The sequence below is a fragment of the Periweissella fabalis genome (genome assembly GCF_012396505.1).
Taxonomy (GTDB): domain Bacteria; phylum Bacillota; class Bacilli; order Lactobacillales; family Lactobacillaceae; genus Periweissella; species Periweissella fabalis.
In genome coordinates this window covers 1-15,596 of the sequence record NZ_JAAXPN010000015.1, presented here as the reverse complement: position 1 = coordinate 15,596, position 15,596 = coordinate 1, and the positions used below count along the sequence as shown (strand labels likewise).

Annotated in this window: 12 protein-coding genes and 1 pseudogene; 8 read left to right on the top strand and 5 right to left on the bottom strand. The window is 34.6% G+C overall.

The window, feature by feature from the left end; translation table 11 throughout:
* From HF964_RS09590 to HF964_RS09580, 3 genes and pseudogenes are all read left to right on the top strand, one after another.
* Nucleotides 1-238: pseudogene (locus HF964_RS09590) on the top strand (RepB protein); the annotation flags it as partial.
* Nucleotides 231-746 carry a DUF536 domain-containing protein gene (locus HF964_RS09585; protein ID WP_168722823.1) on the top strand — a complete coding sequence of 172 codons (516 nt, stop codon included), beginning with the start codon at nucleotides 231-233 and terminating at the stop codon, nucleotides 744-746. The pseudogene HF964_RS09590 and the gene HF964_RS09585, both read left to right, overlap by 8 nt.
* Before the next feature lie 172 nt (nucleotides 747-918).
* Complete coding sequence (locus HF964_RS09580) at nucleotides 919-4,503, top strand: type IIG restriction enzyme/methyltransferase (protein ID WP_168722822.1); 3,585 nt, start codon at nucleotides 919-921, stop codon at nucleotides 4,501-4,503.
* Nucleotides 4,504-4,569: 66 nt separating this feature from the next.
* Here the strand turns inward: HF964_RS09580 and HF964_RS09575 are convergent.
* The 3 genes from HF964_RS09575 to HF964_RS09565 all read right to left on the bottom strand — a co-directional run bounded on the left by HF964_RS09575 (nucleotide 4,570) and on the right by HF964_RS09565 (nucleotide 8,358).
* A protein-coding gene (locus tag HF964_RS09575) for an IS6 family transposase (protein ID WP_168722824.1) occupies nucleotides 4,570-5,230 on the bottom strand; the annotation gives its coding sequence in 2 pieces (ribosomal slippage) (nucleotides 4,570-5,043 and nucleotides 5,045-5,230; 660 coding nt in all).
* Nucleotides 5,231-5,371: 141 nt separating this feature from the next.
* Nucleotides 5,372-7,030: a helicase HerA domain-containing protein gene (locus tag HF964_RS09570; protein WP_168722821.1), complete on the bottom strand. Its 1,659-nt coding sequence runs from the start codon at nucleotides 7,028-7,030 to the stop codon at nucleotides 5,372-5,374.
* Between the two features lie 101 nt (nucleotides 7,031-7,131).
* Nucleotides 7,132-8,358 (bottom strand): SIR2 family protein, encoded by a 1,227-nt coding sequence (locus HF964_RS09565; RefSeq protein WP_168722820.1) that lies wholly within the window; start codon nucleotides 8,356-8,358, stop codon nucleotides 7,132-7,134.
* Between the two features lie 347 nt (nucleotides 8,359-8,705).
* On the opposite strand from HF964_RS09565, the gene HF964_RS09560 reads away from it, so the two are divergent.
* Nucleotides 8,706-9,296: a site-specific integrase gene (locus tag HF964_RS09560; RefSeq protein ID WP_168722819.1), complete on the top strand. Its 591-nt coding sequence runs from the start codon at nucleotides 8,706-8,708 to the stop codon at nucleotides 9,294-9,296.
* A gap of 33 nt (nucleotides 9,297-9,329) precedes the next feature.
* Here the strand turns inward: HF964_RS09560 and HF964_RS09555 are convergent, their stop codons facing one another.
* Nucleotides 9,330-10,088, bottom strand: coding sequence for a helix-turn-helix domain-containing protein (locus HF964_RS09555; protein ID WP_168722818.1), 759 nt, complete (start codon nucleotides 10,086-10,088; stop codon nucleotides 9,330-9,332).
* 309 nt (nucleotides 10,089-10,397) lie between these two features.
* Between HF964_RS09555 and HF964_RS09550 the strand changes: the two genes are divergently transcribed.
* Nucleotides 10,398-10,841, top strand: coding sequence for a LytTR family DNA-binding domain-containing protein (locus HF964_RS09550; protein ID WP_168722817.1), 444 nt, complete (start codon nucleotides 10,398-10,400; stop codon nucleotides 10,839-10,841).
* Nucleotides 10,838-11,278 (top strand): DUF3021 domain-containing protein, encoded by a 441-nt coding sequence (locus HF964_RS09545; RefSeq protein ID WP_168722816.1) that lies wholly within the window; start codon nucleotides 10,838-10,840, stop codon nucleotides 11,276-11,278. Before HF964_RS09550 ends, HF964_RS09545 begins: the two co-directional genes overlap by 4 nt.
* Nucleotides 11,279-11,424: 146 nt before the next feature.
* Here HF964_RS09545 and HF964_RS09540 read toward each other — a convergent pair whose 3' ends face one another.
* Nucleotides 11,425-11,709 carry a hypothetical protein gene (locus HF964_RS09540; protein ID WP_168722815.1) on the bottom strand — a complete coding sequence of 95 codons (285 nt, stop codon included), beginning with the start codon at nucleotides 11,707-11,709 and terminating at the stop codon, nucleotides 11,425-11,427.
* 1,129 nt (nucleotides 11,710-12,838) lie between these two features.
* On the opposite strand from HF964_RS09540, the gene mobV reads away from it, so the two are divergent.
* Both mobV and HF964_RS09525 read left to right on the top strand, forming a co-directional pair.
* On the top strand, nucleotides 12,839-14,074 hold the full coding sequence (gene mobV, locus HF964_RS09530; protein WP_168722814.1) for a MobV family relaxase: 1,236 nt from the start codon (nucleotides 12,839-12,841) through the stop codon (nucleotides 14,072-14,074).
* Between the two features lie 491 nt (nucleotides 14,075-14,565).
* Nucleotides 14,566-15,596: RepB family plasmid replication initiator protein (locus HF964_RS09525; protein ID WP_168722813.1), on the top strand; the 1,031-nt coding region annotated here is incomplete at its 3' end.

Sequence of the window (15,596 nt, the reverse complement as noted above, 5' to 3'; positions counted from 1 at the left end):
CTTATTGTCATATATTGATTTGACGGATACGGCTATTTTGTCAGGGCTACAGAAAAATGTTTATCCACTCTATGACGAATTAAAAGAGTTACGTGGTTTAAAGGGCGTGAAAGAACACTTAGCATATATCAGAGATAAACAAGATGACTATTCGAAAAAGAATATTGCTAAGTATCTTAAAAAATCGATTGAACAGTATCTACCAATCGTTAAAAGGCAGGATATAGATCATGAGTGAAAATTTAAAAACAATTCGAGAACTTGCTGATGAATTAGGAGTTTCTAAAACAGCAATTCATAAAAAAATATCGGAAACAATTAAACGACAACACTTTTCGAAAAACGGAAACAGGTTTTTGATTGACGAAGAAGGACAAAATATTATTAAATCAATGTTTATTGATTTAAAAGATGAAAATCAAAAACCTGAAGTTTCTGTTCCGGTTTCCGATATCAAAAATAAAGACAACCAAAAAGTTTCCGAAGTTTCCGAATTGGTTTCCGTTCTAAAAGATAGAATTTTAGTTTCAGATGAACAAAATAAATCTAAAGATCAACAAATTGAGAGACTCCAAAAATTATTGGATCAACAACAAATTTTAACTTTGCAGGCTAATAAAAAGATTGAACAGTTAGAAACAGAGTTGGAAAAAGAAGACAAAAATGAAACTTCTAAGGAAACAAGTGACAAAACTAAAACTGTAAACGAGAAAAAAAGTTTTTGGAAAAAATTGTTTTCTCAGTAGTCATAAATCGCTCTAATAATTATTGTAATGAAGATAATGGCCTACGTATAGTAGGACAAGGAATCAAATATATTATATTTGAGAAAGCAACAGGAATAGCAGATGACGATACAAAAAAATATTTTCTCTCCAAATAGTTTAGTTTTTAATATACTTTCTGGAGGTTATTCTAATGGCAATTAAAAGACTTTCTTTAAAGCAGAGCATGAATAAAAATGTTCAAGCCATTATGCCACAGGAAGATGAAAAATCAGAATTTGAAAATAAGCTCATTTCTTATATAGAGCAACTACAAGGCAAGCAAACAGAATCAGAAGAATATCAAAAAAATTTAATTTCTGATTTCTTAAAAGCACTTCTTCCTAATAATTTCATCAACACTAGTAATCGGATTGATTTAGCCATATATAACGGGAAAATTAGCACTAGCTCTCTCGGCGTAATCCTTGAGCTTAAGAGTTTGAGCAATAAATCTGAAATGATGACACGCGAAAACATCAACGTCAAAGCTTTTCGTGAATTAATTGCTTATTACATGAGCGAGCGTTTTTCTAATAATCTAGAAATTAAAAAAACTATTATTACTAATGGTTTATCTTGGTTTGTTATAGAAGCCAAAGAATTGGAAAAATATTTCTACAATAATAAAAAACTTCATGATCTTTATAATAAATGGCAAAAAGGTCAACTTTCAAGTGCTAAAACGGACTTTTTATATAGTGAAGTCATCGCTCCAGAAATTGATAAAGCCATTGAAAAAGGTATTTCTATCGCTCATTTTAACCTTAGCGACGCACTTGTCGCCAAGAGACCTATGAGAATAAAAAAGAATAATCTTACTCAGCTTTATCGTTTCTTTACAGCTGAAAATTTGTTAAATAAAGAGATTTTCACAGACTCAAACAAACTCAACAAAGCTTTTTATGATGAGCTGCTTTATATCATGGGACTGGAAGAAACTAAAGAGGGAACGTCAAAAGTCATTAAACGGTTAAAACCTGACAAACGCGAATATGCTTCACTAGTAGAATCTGTCATTAATAGACTCAATCAAAATGATGTTTCCGTTGAAAAGCAATATGACAATGCCATTCAATTGGCTGTTGTTTGGGTCAACCGAATCTTATTTTTAAAACTCTTAGAATCTCAACTTGTTGCTTTCAACAATAACGAAAAATTAAAATTTTTAACTTATGAGAAAATAAAGAGTTATGGCGATTTAAGTGACTTATTTTTTGGAGTGCTAGCAAAACGGCATGAGCAAAGAGACAAACGTTTAGAAGAGAAATTTGGAGATATTCCATATCTGAATAGTTCACTTTTTGAAGAGACAGCTCTTGAACGATCGCCAGATGGAATTGCCATTGATCGCCTGCGTGAAGAAGATATTCAGATTTACAGCAAAACAGTAATCAAAGGTACTGACGGGAAACGTAAAAATGGTAAGATGGACTTTCACCAATATCTCTTTGAATTTCTAAATGCTTATGATTTTTCAACAACTATCAAGCACAAAGAAAATTCTAAAAATGACCTTATCAATGCTTCAGTTCTGGGATTGATTTTTGAAAAGATAAACGGTTACGCGGATGGTTCTTTCTTCACACCGGGAAAGATTACCATGTATATGTCTCGGCGCGCGCTTCGTTCTGCTGTCGTTGATAAGGTCAATCAAATGTTGGGTTGGAATGCTAAAAATATTGAAGATTTAAAATTTAATATAGATAATATTGCAGTTGCTCGCAAAGTGGGAAGAGCAATTGATAGTTTAAGAATATGTGACCCAGCTGTAGGGTCAGGGCATTTTCTCGTTTCAATCCTGAATGAAATTGTCTCTTTGAAAAATGAATTACATTGTTTATTTGATGCTGAGGGGAATATTCTCAATGACATTCATTGCTATGTGGCGAATGATGAACTGATTGTTCAGGATTTTTCAGGGAATAATTTCGTTTATAGTGTGGGAAATATTCCTTCAACAAGAATACAAAAAGCAATTTTTATGCAAAAGCAAGCTATTATTGAAAATTCTTTATTTGGTGTAGATATTAACCCTAATTCAGCTAATATCTGCCGGTTACGTCTTTGGATTGAACTTTTGAAAAACTCATATTATGACGAAACAGGCAGACTGGTAACCCTCCCAAACATTGATATTAATATCAAAGTAGGTGACAGTTTACTCCACAAATTTGATTTTGACTTTAGCTTTGATTTGCGGAAAAATGATTTCAAAGATTACTTACAACTGGTTAAAGAATACAAAAACACTAATAATAAACGTACAAAAGCTGAAATTTTTGAAAAAATCAGTAAAATTAAATCATCGTTTGATGATACTGCCACCAGTCCAGAACTAAAGCGTCTTAAGCAGCTTAGAAAGAAATTGCAAGATCTGACAGTGATGGATCTCTTAAATGACATGAATGATGAACAAAAACGCTTTGAGGAGATTAGTAGGCAATTTTCAGTAGCACAAAAAGCATTTGATAAATCTATGCAAAACCCAATGTTTGAAAAAGGTTTAGAGTGGCGCATGGAATTCCCCGAAGTACTTGATGAAGATGGGAATTTTATTGGATTTGACCTAGTGATTGGAAATCCGCCCTACATCTTTTCGCGAAATAAGTCATTTACTGATGATATGAAAAATTATTATCTCAGTACTTATAAAGTTAGTGAATATCAAGCTAATACTTATACAATTTTTATTGAATTGGCTTATAAACTTATGCGTAAAGGTGGAACCTTTAGTTTTATAATTCCAAACAATTTCCTGACAATCCAAACTAATTCTAAAATCCGTGAATTTATCACAAAAGAAACTAGTGATGTTGTCCTAATTAACTCTCTTGACAAGATTTTTGCAGACGCAAATGTTGATAATTGCATCATTTTCTTTAAGAAAAATAATCCAAACTGGATTCAGGTTTCAGAGTTGAAGAATGATGAGTTCAATATTTTAGGAAAAGTAGGACCTAACTTTTTTGGAGAAAATCCAATGTTTAGCTTATCAATGGTCAAGTATCACTCAGCGATTAACGCTTTTTGGAAAATAAATAATTTCCCAAAATTGAACAGAAAAGATATTTCGACTGTTTCTACTGGAATTAAGGCTTATCAAGTAGGAAAAGGAAAACCAAAACAGACAGCAAAGAATAAGCAAGATAGAATTTATCATGCCAAATCTAAAATTAATGATACGTACGTTAAGTATCTAGATGGAAAAAATGTAAGTAGATATGCCATTTCTTGGAGTGGATTATGGCTAAAATATGGAGATAATGTTGCTGAGCCAAGATATTCTGTAAAATTTGATAAACCTAGAATTTTAGTGCGTCAAATACCATCAAATAAAACTTATGGTATAGAAGCTGTTTATACTGATGAATATTTGATAAATGATATAAATTCAATGGTTATTTCGAACATCCAAGTTAATCCGTTGTTTTTGCTTGCGGTAATTAATTCAAAAGTAAGTACACTTTGGTTTATGATGAAATTCGATAAATTCCAGCGCCGGATTTTTCCGCAATTCAAGGTTAATGAATTAGGAGAATTTCCAATACCTGACGCAAGTGACATTTGTCAAAATAAAATAGCTCATCTAGTTCAAAAGCTAATGCATGAGATGAAAAATGAATTCAGAAACAATGCCTTGGTATCCAGTCTAAACGTTCAAATTGATGAACTAGTTATGGATCTGTTCCAACTAACTAAAGAAGAAAAACAAAGTGTCCGAGATTTTGAAGTGTAATAATGTCATTGGTTGTGTTGCAAAGTTTGAAAAAGCGAGAGACTTCTCCAATTTTTACTGATTAACTCATGCTACTTTAAACAAGTTTTCAATTTCATCCCACGGGGAAAAGTCGAAGAGAGTAATTTCTCTTCGACTTTCTTTGTATAAAGCAGAAATAACCTCAATTCCTTTAATTGTTGTCGCTGCAGTATAAGTGGATTGAAAGCTATTCCCATAAGGAAATTTTCCTTTCACCTGACGGTGATCCTGTTCCAAGATATTATTGAGGTATTTAGACTTCCAATGATTGACCTTTTGATCCAGAACCCCATCTTCCTTCAGCTCGTTGATTGTTTTCAGTGAAGGCGCATATTTGTCTGTCACGATCGAACTTGGTTGACCGTAATCTTGAATTAATCGAGCCACAAAAGATTTCGTAGAGACCGTATTCCGATGGTTTCGTAACCACATATCCATGGTGTTCCCGTTAGAATCAATGGCACGATAGAGATAGCGATCTTTTCCTTTGACCTTAATATATGTTTCGTCAATTCTCCAGGGATTTAGATAACGCTCTGCGTTTATTACGTTTTTTCCATAAATGATAAAGTACTTTTCCGTATTGCTTATTCCAACGATAAATCGTGGTATGATCGACGCCAATACTGAATTTCCGCATAATCTTAGCACAATCACGATAACTCAAAGAAAAGTGATAGTATAAGCCGATGGCTTCAATGCTAATACGATAGTCATACTGTTTTCCTTTGAAGTGATGTGCCCTCCATTTTTTGTGTAGATTTAATTGAAATTATACTTTAAAATAGTTGTCATATAAACTTTGCAACACAACCTAATTAAGAATACAAAAATGACCAAGATTGACTTACTTTGATCGTTGAATTGGATTTCGAGACTTTGAAACTTCGCCAAGATCGCCGGCCAAAACATTAATTTCAAACGGAATATCAAACGCACTTCCAGATAAAAGGGCGGTCCCAGAAGGTAGGCTAGGCAATCGATCTACCATGCCACTCGTTGCGGCCGGAACATTTCGCTTAATGAAATCCAAATCCAAGGCATTCTGAATTCTATGAATTAAAAATGCTCCTGTCTGTGACATGACAACTTTTGATAATTCGTTTGGGATCTGGCTAACCACTCCCAGATATACGCTGAATTTTCGACCTTCACGAGCAATCGTTTCAAATATTGTCGAAGAGTCATCGGCTGAATTACGAACATATCGGTGCGCCTCGTCGAGATAAAGGTAGTCAAAAGGCATGCTGTCTTTTTCTGTTTTGTTTCGAAATTTTCGTTTATTAAATTCAAAAACTTGTCTTGCAAGATAGGTTGATACTAATCGCAATGCATCATCATCCAAACCAACTAAGTTCAAAATATAAATCTTTGTCTTACGGGGTGAATCTCCCACTTTTAAAGTTAGTTCTTCCCCATGGTTCTCATTCAAAATTCCATCACTGTTACCATAACGACTTTTAAAATTTCTGAACCTGGCCATGAATGTTTCAGTATTTCCTCGAACCCGGTTATTTCCCTTGACTTCTTCTTCACCAAAAACAACCTCAAAGGCTTCCTCTAATTCATTTAAAGTAAAGTTGACATCGCTACTAACACTATTTATGATTTCATTTACATCTTTATAAGGGTAGTCATTCAGAAAGTCACTGACTCGTTTAACTAACTTTTGTTTCCCCTCTTCATTTCCAAAATTTAGCACCCACTGGTCTAAGTCTTGATTTACTGCACTATCCTCAGGGAAAACCTTCTTTATCCATTTTGTTACAAGTCTTTTTAGGCCAGAAAGACTGTTTTGATTTGTGTTTTCTAATGCATCTTTCGTCAATAATGCATATACTATTTGAGAGTGGTCAGGTAAAACACGAGCAATACTCAATGAACGACTCAACAAAGGTTTTTGAGTTCTCTCGCTAGGCATTAAGGCCGCTGCCCAGTCATCCAACTCCAACTTGTTCAGTGGTAGATGTGTTTGCGTAACATCTATGCCTTGTGCAAAACTCAGTCCTTCATAGTCACCATGCACATCAAAAACAAAAAAACTGACTAATGGATTTAACTCACTTTGCACTTCTCCGATTTTTTGTAATAAAGCTCGAAGAGTTGTAGATTTACCTGAACCGGTATTTCCTAAGATGGCAATATGTGAAGTTAATATTTTACCTAAATTGAGATCCGGATGTACATTGTCGTAATTATTAACAGTCCCCAAGCTAATTAGGTGATCACCGATGCTAGAAAATATGCGTTCAACGACGACGTCATCTGCTGCAAAGATATTATCTCCGACTAATGGGAAGTGTCCTGCACCCGAAATAAACCCATTCTTTCCCAGCTCTCCTATTGGTTCAGCTGAAAAAACAACTTTATCACTCTGCACATAAGCACTCTCACGTTCATCTTCACCAAGACCGGCCAGTCGTGACTTAAAAACTCGTAATATTAATATGGAATCAGTAGAAACAGAGGCAAAAATAAAGTCACCAATTCCTTTTATGGCCTGCACACGACCATTACTAATACGTGTCTCTAAATCTGAATGTTTAGCGGTATATTCTACAATTCCTTCTGCAACTAAAGTGACAACTCCAATGGGCCACTTTTCAATCATAACTCTTCACCTTCATATTCTAAACTAAAATCCATGAATTCAATTAACGATTTAAAGTGGTGACCCTCACCACTAAGGTATCTCCAATTATCCGGTCCCTCTGGCTGATCAGATTTAAAATCCAAGTTTTTTGCATTTGATATAAATATCGCACCTATGCGTTCTTTAACCGCATCAACAAAATTAAGTTGTTGCGGTGTTGGTTCAATAAATGCAATCAAGGTGAAGTCAGGTCGGCCGAGCGCTTGTACTAAAAAATTGTTAATATGTTCATCACCAAATCCGTACCCATTAATTAACAGAACGGTATTTGGCTTTAACATTTCAACAGACAACTCTCTAAATAAATCGGAAAACGGGAAACCTTGTGTATCTGCGTATTTTGAACTAGTTGGAGCAATTAACAAGTTTTCTGACCCGTTTTCCATGCCATACACTTTTTTTACTGTTCCATCTGGATATCGCTGCCAATTTAGAGACCCGTGTAACTTATACACTCTAAAGAAAGGACTCACAGTAGACCACTTATCTCTATACCGTTTTGTTGTGTCTACAATTCTTCTGCCATACTCAGATATATTAAACTCAGATTCTAAGCCTGACCTAAACCCATCAGTATATGGTAGCCCCATATCATCCAGTGCTTTTTCAACATACAAATCATAATTTGGAGTAAAGATATTAACAACATCATGAGAATCATCTGCGATTACTCGTGTACCAACTAGTTTTGATATAAAAGATCTATACAATGGGAGCGATTCCCCACTATCATTTGTGACTGTTTCATTAACTTCATTGTAATATCCTGTCTTCACTGATGAGAGTAATTTTTTAATCAACTCTTTTTTTATTTGAACCTCTCCGTGTACCAACTCAGATTGCGCCATTCCCTCAATTCGGGAACTTAACCATGAAAGAAATAATTCGATATTTTCTACTTCGGTGTCCCGTAGTCCAGCAGAAGTTTCTTTATATTTATCAATCAAATAGTCAAGGTTCTCTTTGTCATTAGCGGTCAAACTTCCTTTATACTCTTTAAAGGTGCGCCCCATAATTGGAATAGATAAAATTGATGATCCAGAGCCTAGTAAGACGCTTAAGTTTAAATTCGCCGTTAAATATTCTTTTAATATTTTTGACACATTTTCTGAATCAATTGGATCCTGCTTTGCTTCACGATACAAGAGATATTTTTTTTCATCTAAAGTGTTTTCAGTCATGATAAGCCTTCCTACTATGGGTAAATTTCATTCATTATAATGATTACTGGTTTTAGATGTTTATTGATATTTATTCAACCAAAAACTTCTACATTAACTACTATACCAAAACCAGTTAACATAACATAGATTATTCAGATATGAACTTATTTAGGGTCTATAATTACATAATAACCCCTAGAAAAGACTATTAAAACAGCCCCCATTATCTAACAGTTAGATAATGGGGGCTGTTTTTTTGTTAAGTGATATAATAAACCATAAAGGCAACTTAGAAATACGGTCCTGGTCAGCAATAAATAAACAATTTAATTAATTATTTAATTTCAGAAAGGTATATATGAATCATGGTGCAACAAATCGTACTCCCAATCAAAGACTCTAACGTCTTAAAAATGGTGCAAGACATCTTACTAGATAATTTTCGGGCGGGTCGCCGTAACTACACCATCTTTCAAGTTGGCAAAGCCACCCTGCTACGGGTGAGTGATGTCATGACGTTAAAGAAATCAGATATCTATAATCCAGATGGCTCTGTTAAAAATACGGCTTTTATTCATGATAAAAAGACAGGTAAAGCAAACACGTTATATTTAAAACCCGTGCAACAAGACTTGCTGCAATATCATGATTGGCTGGTCCAAGAAAATATCAATTCTGAGTGGTTATTCCCCTCGACAGCCCATCATGATCGCCATATCACCGAGAAACAGTTTTATAAAGTGATGGCGCATGTTGGTGATCTATTAGACATTAACTATTTAGGTACCCATACTATGCGTAAAACAGGTGCTTATCGCGTCTATACACAATCAAACTACAACATTGGCTTAGTCATGCATTTATTGAATCACTCAAGTGAAGCCATGACACTGACTTATCTTGGATTAGACCAAGCTAGTCGTGAAACGATGTTGGATCAAATTGACTTTGGCTAAATGTTATCAATCAAATCAATTTAATTCTTATTTTTATAGTCCACTTGTATTGGAAAATGGATTAAATGAATTACGAGGACCCATATTTTTTTTATCGTACTTCATATACTGATCTGAGTTTCCAATATTATTTCGATATAGTGATGGGACTTCATTTTTAGTAATCAATTTGGCTCGTTTAACATAGGATCCTTTGTGTAAGACGACGGCATAGTTCTGTCCTTTTGGAATCATGCCTACTTGAAATTTCAACCATTCTCCCTCACCAAAAATATCACTTAATACATAGGCATCTACCGGTTGTGGCATATTGACTGTTACTTGCTTTGTTATTGTTTTACCATATTTGTTTGTAGTTTGTTCCTTCAGTTTAACTTTCTTGGTTGTTACTTGTTCAGGTAGTAATGCATACCCATAAGTTTCTTTTAAAAATGGATTAAACCGATCAATAAAGTTATTTTGAGTCGCTCTACCATAAGTTAAAATACCGATAAATAGTAAAAAAGCAATTGCTATTCCCCCGATTAGCAAAACAAATTTTTTGTATTTCTTCCCCATTACTAACTCCTTATTAATGCTGTCAATCATTTCTGTTCCCTCTTCCTTTAGTGTGGTGTCCAAAGAAAAGCCCAAATAATCGCTTAACGTCACCAACATATCCAAACTGGGATAGGTATCGTTATTTTCCCAATGGGATACAGTTTGCCTAGTGACATGTAAGTCCATAGCCATCTGTTGCTGGGTTTTATTTAAAGCGATTCGACATTCCTTAAGTCTTTGACCGAGTTCCATATTAATTTCTCCTTGTACTTGAAATTAAGTATACGAAATAGAAACGTAAAGGTCGAGCAAGTATCCTTTTACATGTTGCTATGAAAGGATTTAAAACGAATAAATAAACTATATGAAAATGATATATGTTAGCTTCAGTGAAAAGGCAGGTTTTATTATTTTTAGGATCTGTCTTTTTACTACAGTTAATAATAAGTATTTCCAAATATATGATTATATTTACCAAATAGATGTGTATGGAAAAATAGTTTTAAAATAAAAGTTACAATCAATATAGAGTATATATATTTGAATTTTTGGAGACGAATTATGGAAGTTATATTACAAGTGGATAAAAACACTCAAAAGCCTAAAATTATTATTTGCACACCAAAAAGATCTTCTTATTTTGATGATTTAGTTAATAAAATTCGTCGTATGCTTGGAGAAGAAAAAATTAATGTTAAGCAAGGGAGTGATTATTTGTCATTTAAAATTTCTGATATTGAACGTATTTATACTGAAAATCATAATGTATTTTGTGAAATTAATAGCTGTAAATATAAGTTAAAAGAACGAATATATGAAATGGTCGATTTATTGCCACATGATACTTTTTTTCAAATATCGCAGTCAGAGATTGTTAATCGTAAGTTCATTGATAAATTTAAATTGACATCAACGGGATTATATCAAGTTATTTTAAAAAATGATGTAGTTACTTATGCTTCAAGAAGATGTATGTACAAAATAAAAAAGGAGTATTTAAAATGAAAAAATTTATTAGAGGATTAGCTAGTAGTATTTCAATTGGTATAACAATAGGTTTAGTAGTTTCAACTTTTTTTAGCTATCTATATAAAACTAAATATTTATTACCGTCTAGTCCTGCATTTGTTAAAAATTTTGAAACACCACTTGATGCATTTATAGTGTCTATAATTATTTGGGGATTAATGGGTGTCGTATTTTTCTTATCACAATATATATTTTTACTAGAAAAGTTGAGCATTACGCAACAAACAATTTATCACTTTATAGTCACTTATTGTGGCTATACCATACTAGCGGTATGTGCTGGGTGGTTTCCAGATACATTTAGTTGGTTAATTTTTTATACTGGTATTTTTGTGTTAATTTACTGTTTAATCTGGTTTTTTTCAATGAAAGAGGCCAAAAAAATAACTGCTGCACTAAATAAATTAACATAGTGTAGCTTATGACAAGTTAAAAGCGCCAAGCCTTAATTTCATAGGGTTTGGCGCTTTTTCTGTGATCTGTTCTTGTGAATTTGGCTCAAATAAATTGGTCTAGTTCTCACAATCCTGGTAGCAAGGCTTTTAGGCTTTGTGAAATTTTAGTTCGTGAGCGGTTTATGAGCGGGCTGTTTGTGCTTTTTGCGGAGGCGTAAACGGACCACCAATTTGTGTTGGGCGACCTCCTCATCAGACAAGGTTAACTTCTCATCAATCGAGAAAGAGGTCGTTTTGTAATTTTTGGCTAGGACGACCGCATAAACGGCTTGGTCAATCTGTTCACTTTGTTCCGGTGTTAAGGCAAACGTATAGGCCTTGTCGCCATACAAAATTTTTTTATCGGGCGCCACGCGCGTAAAGCGTCCTTTGATCGCATTGTAGGTCATATATTCCTCCTTAATAAAAAACCGCTTGATATAAACTTTAAAATGATTTATCTAATAAAAAATGCCATTTAATGGCCGATTTTTGTTATCAAACTTTCATTATTACAGCGATTTTTACACGAATATTATTCCGCTGTAACCCTACGCCCCGTAAGCATGAGGGTTGTTTGCCTGTTGGCTTTTTTGTAAATTTAACCCCCCTATTAGTGATTTGGGGGTTAAAGAAATTTTTTGAAGCGTCTTTAATTGTCAAAAATAACAGTCCAGCCATCATACTATCAGCGTCACTGTATTTTAAAGTGGGCCACCAGGCTTGACCAGCGTACTGGCCCAAGCCTTTGAAACAGCAGAGCTGTTTCATGGCAGTTATTGTTTATAATTATACACTGTCTTGCCCTGAAAGGAAACTTGCTTCAAAAAAGACAAACAAAAAGAGCTGGTGTTCCTACGCACTAGCCCTTTTTACTAGAGAGGTTAGTCTCCATGTACTTTCTTCTATTAACATTATAACATTATATTATTGGTATTTCAAAACATGATATACTTAAAAAGCTGTTGTTTCCTACTATAACTGCAACGGCAAGGAGGTTTAGACTCCATGATTTACTTTTTTCAAGAACTCACACAATTGTTTAACGCAATCTGTGTTGCTGTTGTGACGTTCGCAATTAAACGTTATTTTGATGATCTTAATGATCGTTAAAATGATGTGGGCACCTTAAGGGTGCCTTTTTGTTTGCTTTTATTGTATAACACCTATTAATTACGATAGTCCACTACAATTTTTTTTATTATAGACTTACGTTTACAGATTATTTTAATGTGGTTAAGCTGACACCAGCTTGCCCCACGCGGGTAGCGTTCTGCATGACATGCTCTCACTGAAAGTGATCCTGCAATGATAAATTGCCCTGTCACGGCGTGACCCGCAGGAGGTTTTACAAGCCGGGTAATAGGCGCTGTAAAATAGCAGTTTCCCCAGTAGGAAGGGGAAACGCTACTGTCATCGCTTGTCGATGACTTGCCTCGCAGAGCCTGTCCAAAATAGCATTTTGGTATAACAGGCTATACCAGATTTTTAACGGTGTTATACTGGTCTTGGAAAACCTTTTTCGAGGAGGCATTTTTGATGGCGCATTTAAAGAAAAATACCCGTGGTTCAGTTCCCGGTCTTGCCGTTCATTTTGAACGTAAAACTGACCATCACAGCAACAAAGAAATTGATGTGTCGAAATCCTATCTGAATCAAGATCTCATGGCAGATGGTTCTGATATTCTGTCACGCTTCAATGGACGTTTAAATGATGTTTATTGCATGAAAAGAGACGATGTGAAGGCGTTAGCGACTTGGATTGTTACTTTACCTGAAGAACTCGCAGAAGCGCCCCACGATCAACAGAGCGCCTTTTTTGAAGCAACCACTAATTTTTTGAATGACCGTTATGGTCAAGAAAATGCCGTAGCCGCGGTGGTGCATTATGACGAGACAACTCCTCACTTGCACTATGCCTTTGTTCCCGTTGTTTTTGATAGTAAAAAATCACGTGATAAAGTCTCGGCTAAAGAAGTGCTCACGCGCCATGATTTACAAACCTTTCATGCGGATCTAGATCAAGACTTAAAAAAGGTGCTGCCCTTTTATGAAAAAGGCATTTTAAATAACAAAACCTTACCGTTTGAGAATGTCGCTGAAATCAAAAAATACAATGATCAGTTTAATGCCTTAAAAACCGAACTAGCTGACGTTGAAAAAAATATTAGGGCTAAACAGGCCGTACTTCAAATCACGGAGCAAGCTTTAACGGAAGTTGACTTAGCTGAAAAACAAATTGATGCGTTTAAACAAGCCTTATCTAAAAATATATTTGGTAAGACGGTGCTGAAGCCAGATGACTTAGATCGCTTTAAAAACGTGTTAGCCACGATGAAGAAAGCCACCTTACAAAGCCAGCATGAGACAGAAGAACTCAAGCAAACGTTAGGTCAAGTCAAAGCGCAATTAGCTGACGTCCGTGTTGACTATCAAAACCTGAAAGAAACGCATCAAGCGCTTCAGCAGCGGCAGCGAGAACAGCAACAGCTGGATTATGCCATGCGAGACATGCTTAAAAATGATTATGGTGTCGACCAACTATCCTATACTGATGTGGAAGCTCGGTATGTCCTTTATAAGCTGGATCATGAAGAACTCACAAAAAATAAAAAAGTAGCCCAGTCCTGGTTAAAAACACTGACGACAGCTAGAGCAGATCCAGATACGAAAATAGCGCCAACTAGATTAGATCGCGGTATCGAACAAGTTAAAGCATTAATTAATCGGATCATTGAATTAACGCGTGATCTTTTTAAAGGGCCAAGTCTCTAACGTTAAACCGTCTTATTTCCCCGTCTAAGCGATTTTAGACACGAAACGTATAATTAATCATTAACCAAGTTAAAATGTCTCTATCGGCTTATTAGGGGTCAATCATATTAGATAACAAGTGATATGTTATTGAAACTTGCTCAAAAAAGAGCTCTGCGTAAAAAATTGACGTAGGGTTCTTTTTGTTTTGTTTTTATTAAGTCAATAAAAAGGCGCAGCCTATTATAAGTTTATCTTTTATATTTTAATCTTTTGTTCTTTTGCGTGGTTAGAAATTCAGTAATATCAAGGGTTTAATAGGTAATATAGCGACAAAAAACTATGCATATAGCGACAAAAAACTATGCATATAGCGACAAAAAACTATGTATATAGCGACTTTTTAAAATATTTTGTCGCTATATAATGTTATAATAAAAGCATAAAGAAATTCCCGACTAAAAGTTTTTCTTTATGCTTATCCAACAACACGCCTAAGGGAGCGTATTTATATGTCTATTATACCAGAATCAAAGACAAGGCAGGTACAGACCTTGAATGAATTATCAAAACGAAAAGTGGTTGAGCATAACAGTTTAATTACATCCATTGCCAAAATGGATAAAACACCGCTTAAAATGTTCGAATTAGCTGTTTCTTTAATTGATACAGAAAATCCACCGAAAGACCAGATAGTTTATTTATCCAAGCAAGAGTTATTTGCTTTTTTTAACGTGGATGATAGCAATAAACATAGTCGTTTTAAAGAAGCAATTGAAAAAATGCAGAAACAAGCATTTTTTAAGATAAAAAAAGCCAAAGAAAAGGGATATGAATTTGAAAGTATTGTGCCTATCCCTTATGTTAAATGGGCTGATTATCATGATGAAGTAACTATCCGATTTAGCCCCGAAATTATGCCTTATTTAATCAATCTCAAAACCAATTTTACGCAACATGCCTTATCAGAAATTTCTGAATTGAATAGCAAGTATGCAATCATTTTGTACCGTTGGTTATCAATGAATTACAACCAATATGAGCATTACAGCGTTAAAGGTGGGCGAAGACAAGAGCAAGTGGAAAGTTACCGTAATCCGATAATCACTATTCGGGAATTGCGCGACACGACCGATACGGTGAGTGAATATAAAAAGTTTACTGATTTTGAAAGAAGAGTATTAAAAGATCCGATTAAAGAAATCACAAACCATACCAGCTTTAATGTTACGTATGAAAAAGTAAAAAAAGGACGCAGCATTGAGAGTATTGTCTTTCATATCACTAAAAAACAAGTGGCAGATGATATTAGTTACAAGTTAGATGATCCCGTTTATATTGACGGTAAGATAAGACAAGAAGAAAGTGAAAAAGATCTTGTATATGAAGCTATGAAGAGTCCATATACAAAATTGCTGATGGAACATTTCTTATTGTCATATATTGATTTGACGGATACGGCTATTTTGTCAGGGCTACAGAAAAATGTTTATCCACTCTATGACGAATTAAAAGAGTTACGTGGTTTAAAGGGCGTGAAAGA

What these genes read in the sequence shown, in the direction of transcription:
- HF964_RS09585 (WP_168722823.1), top strand. Translation starts at nt 231, where the DNA reads ATGAGTGAAAATTTAAAAACAATTCGAGAACTTGCTGATGAATTAGGA.
- HF964_RS09580 (WP_168722822.1), top strand. Translation starts at nt 919, where the DNA reads ATGGCAATTAAAAGACTTTCTTTAAAGCAGAGCATGAATAAAAATGTT.
- HF964_RS09565 (WP_168722820.1), bottom strand. Translation starts at nt 8,358, where the DNA reads ATGACTGAAAACACTTTAGATGAAAAAAAATATCTCTTGTATCGTGAA.
- HF964_RS09560 (WP_168722819.1), top strand. Translation starts at nt 8,706, where the DNA reads ATGGTGCAACAAATCGTACTCCCAATCAAAGACTCTAACGTCTTAAAA.
- HF964_RS09555 (WP_168722818.1), bottom strand. Translation starts at nt 10,088, where the DNA reads ATGGAACTCGGTCAAAGACTTAAGGAATGTCGAATCGCTTTAAATAAA.
- HF964_RS09550 (WP_168722817.1), top strand. Translation starts at nt 10,398, where the DNA reads ATGGAAGTTATATTACAAGTGGATAAAAACACTCAAAAGCCTAAAATT.
- HF964_RS09545 (WP_168722816.1), top strand. Translation starts at nt 10,838, where the DNA reads ATGAAAAAATTTATTAGAGGATTAGCTAGTAGTATTTCAATTGGTATA.
- HF964_RS09540 (WP_168722815.1), bottom strand. Translation starts at nt 11,709, where the DNA reads ATGACCTACAATGCGATCAAAGGACGCTTTACGCGCGTGGCGCCCGAT.
- mobV (WP_168722814.1), top strand. Translation starts at nt 12,839, where the DNA reads ATGGCGCATTTAAAGAAAAATACCCGTGGTTCAGTTCCCGGTCTTGCC.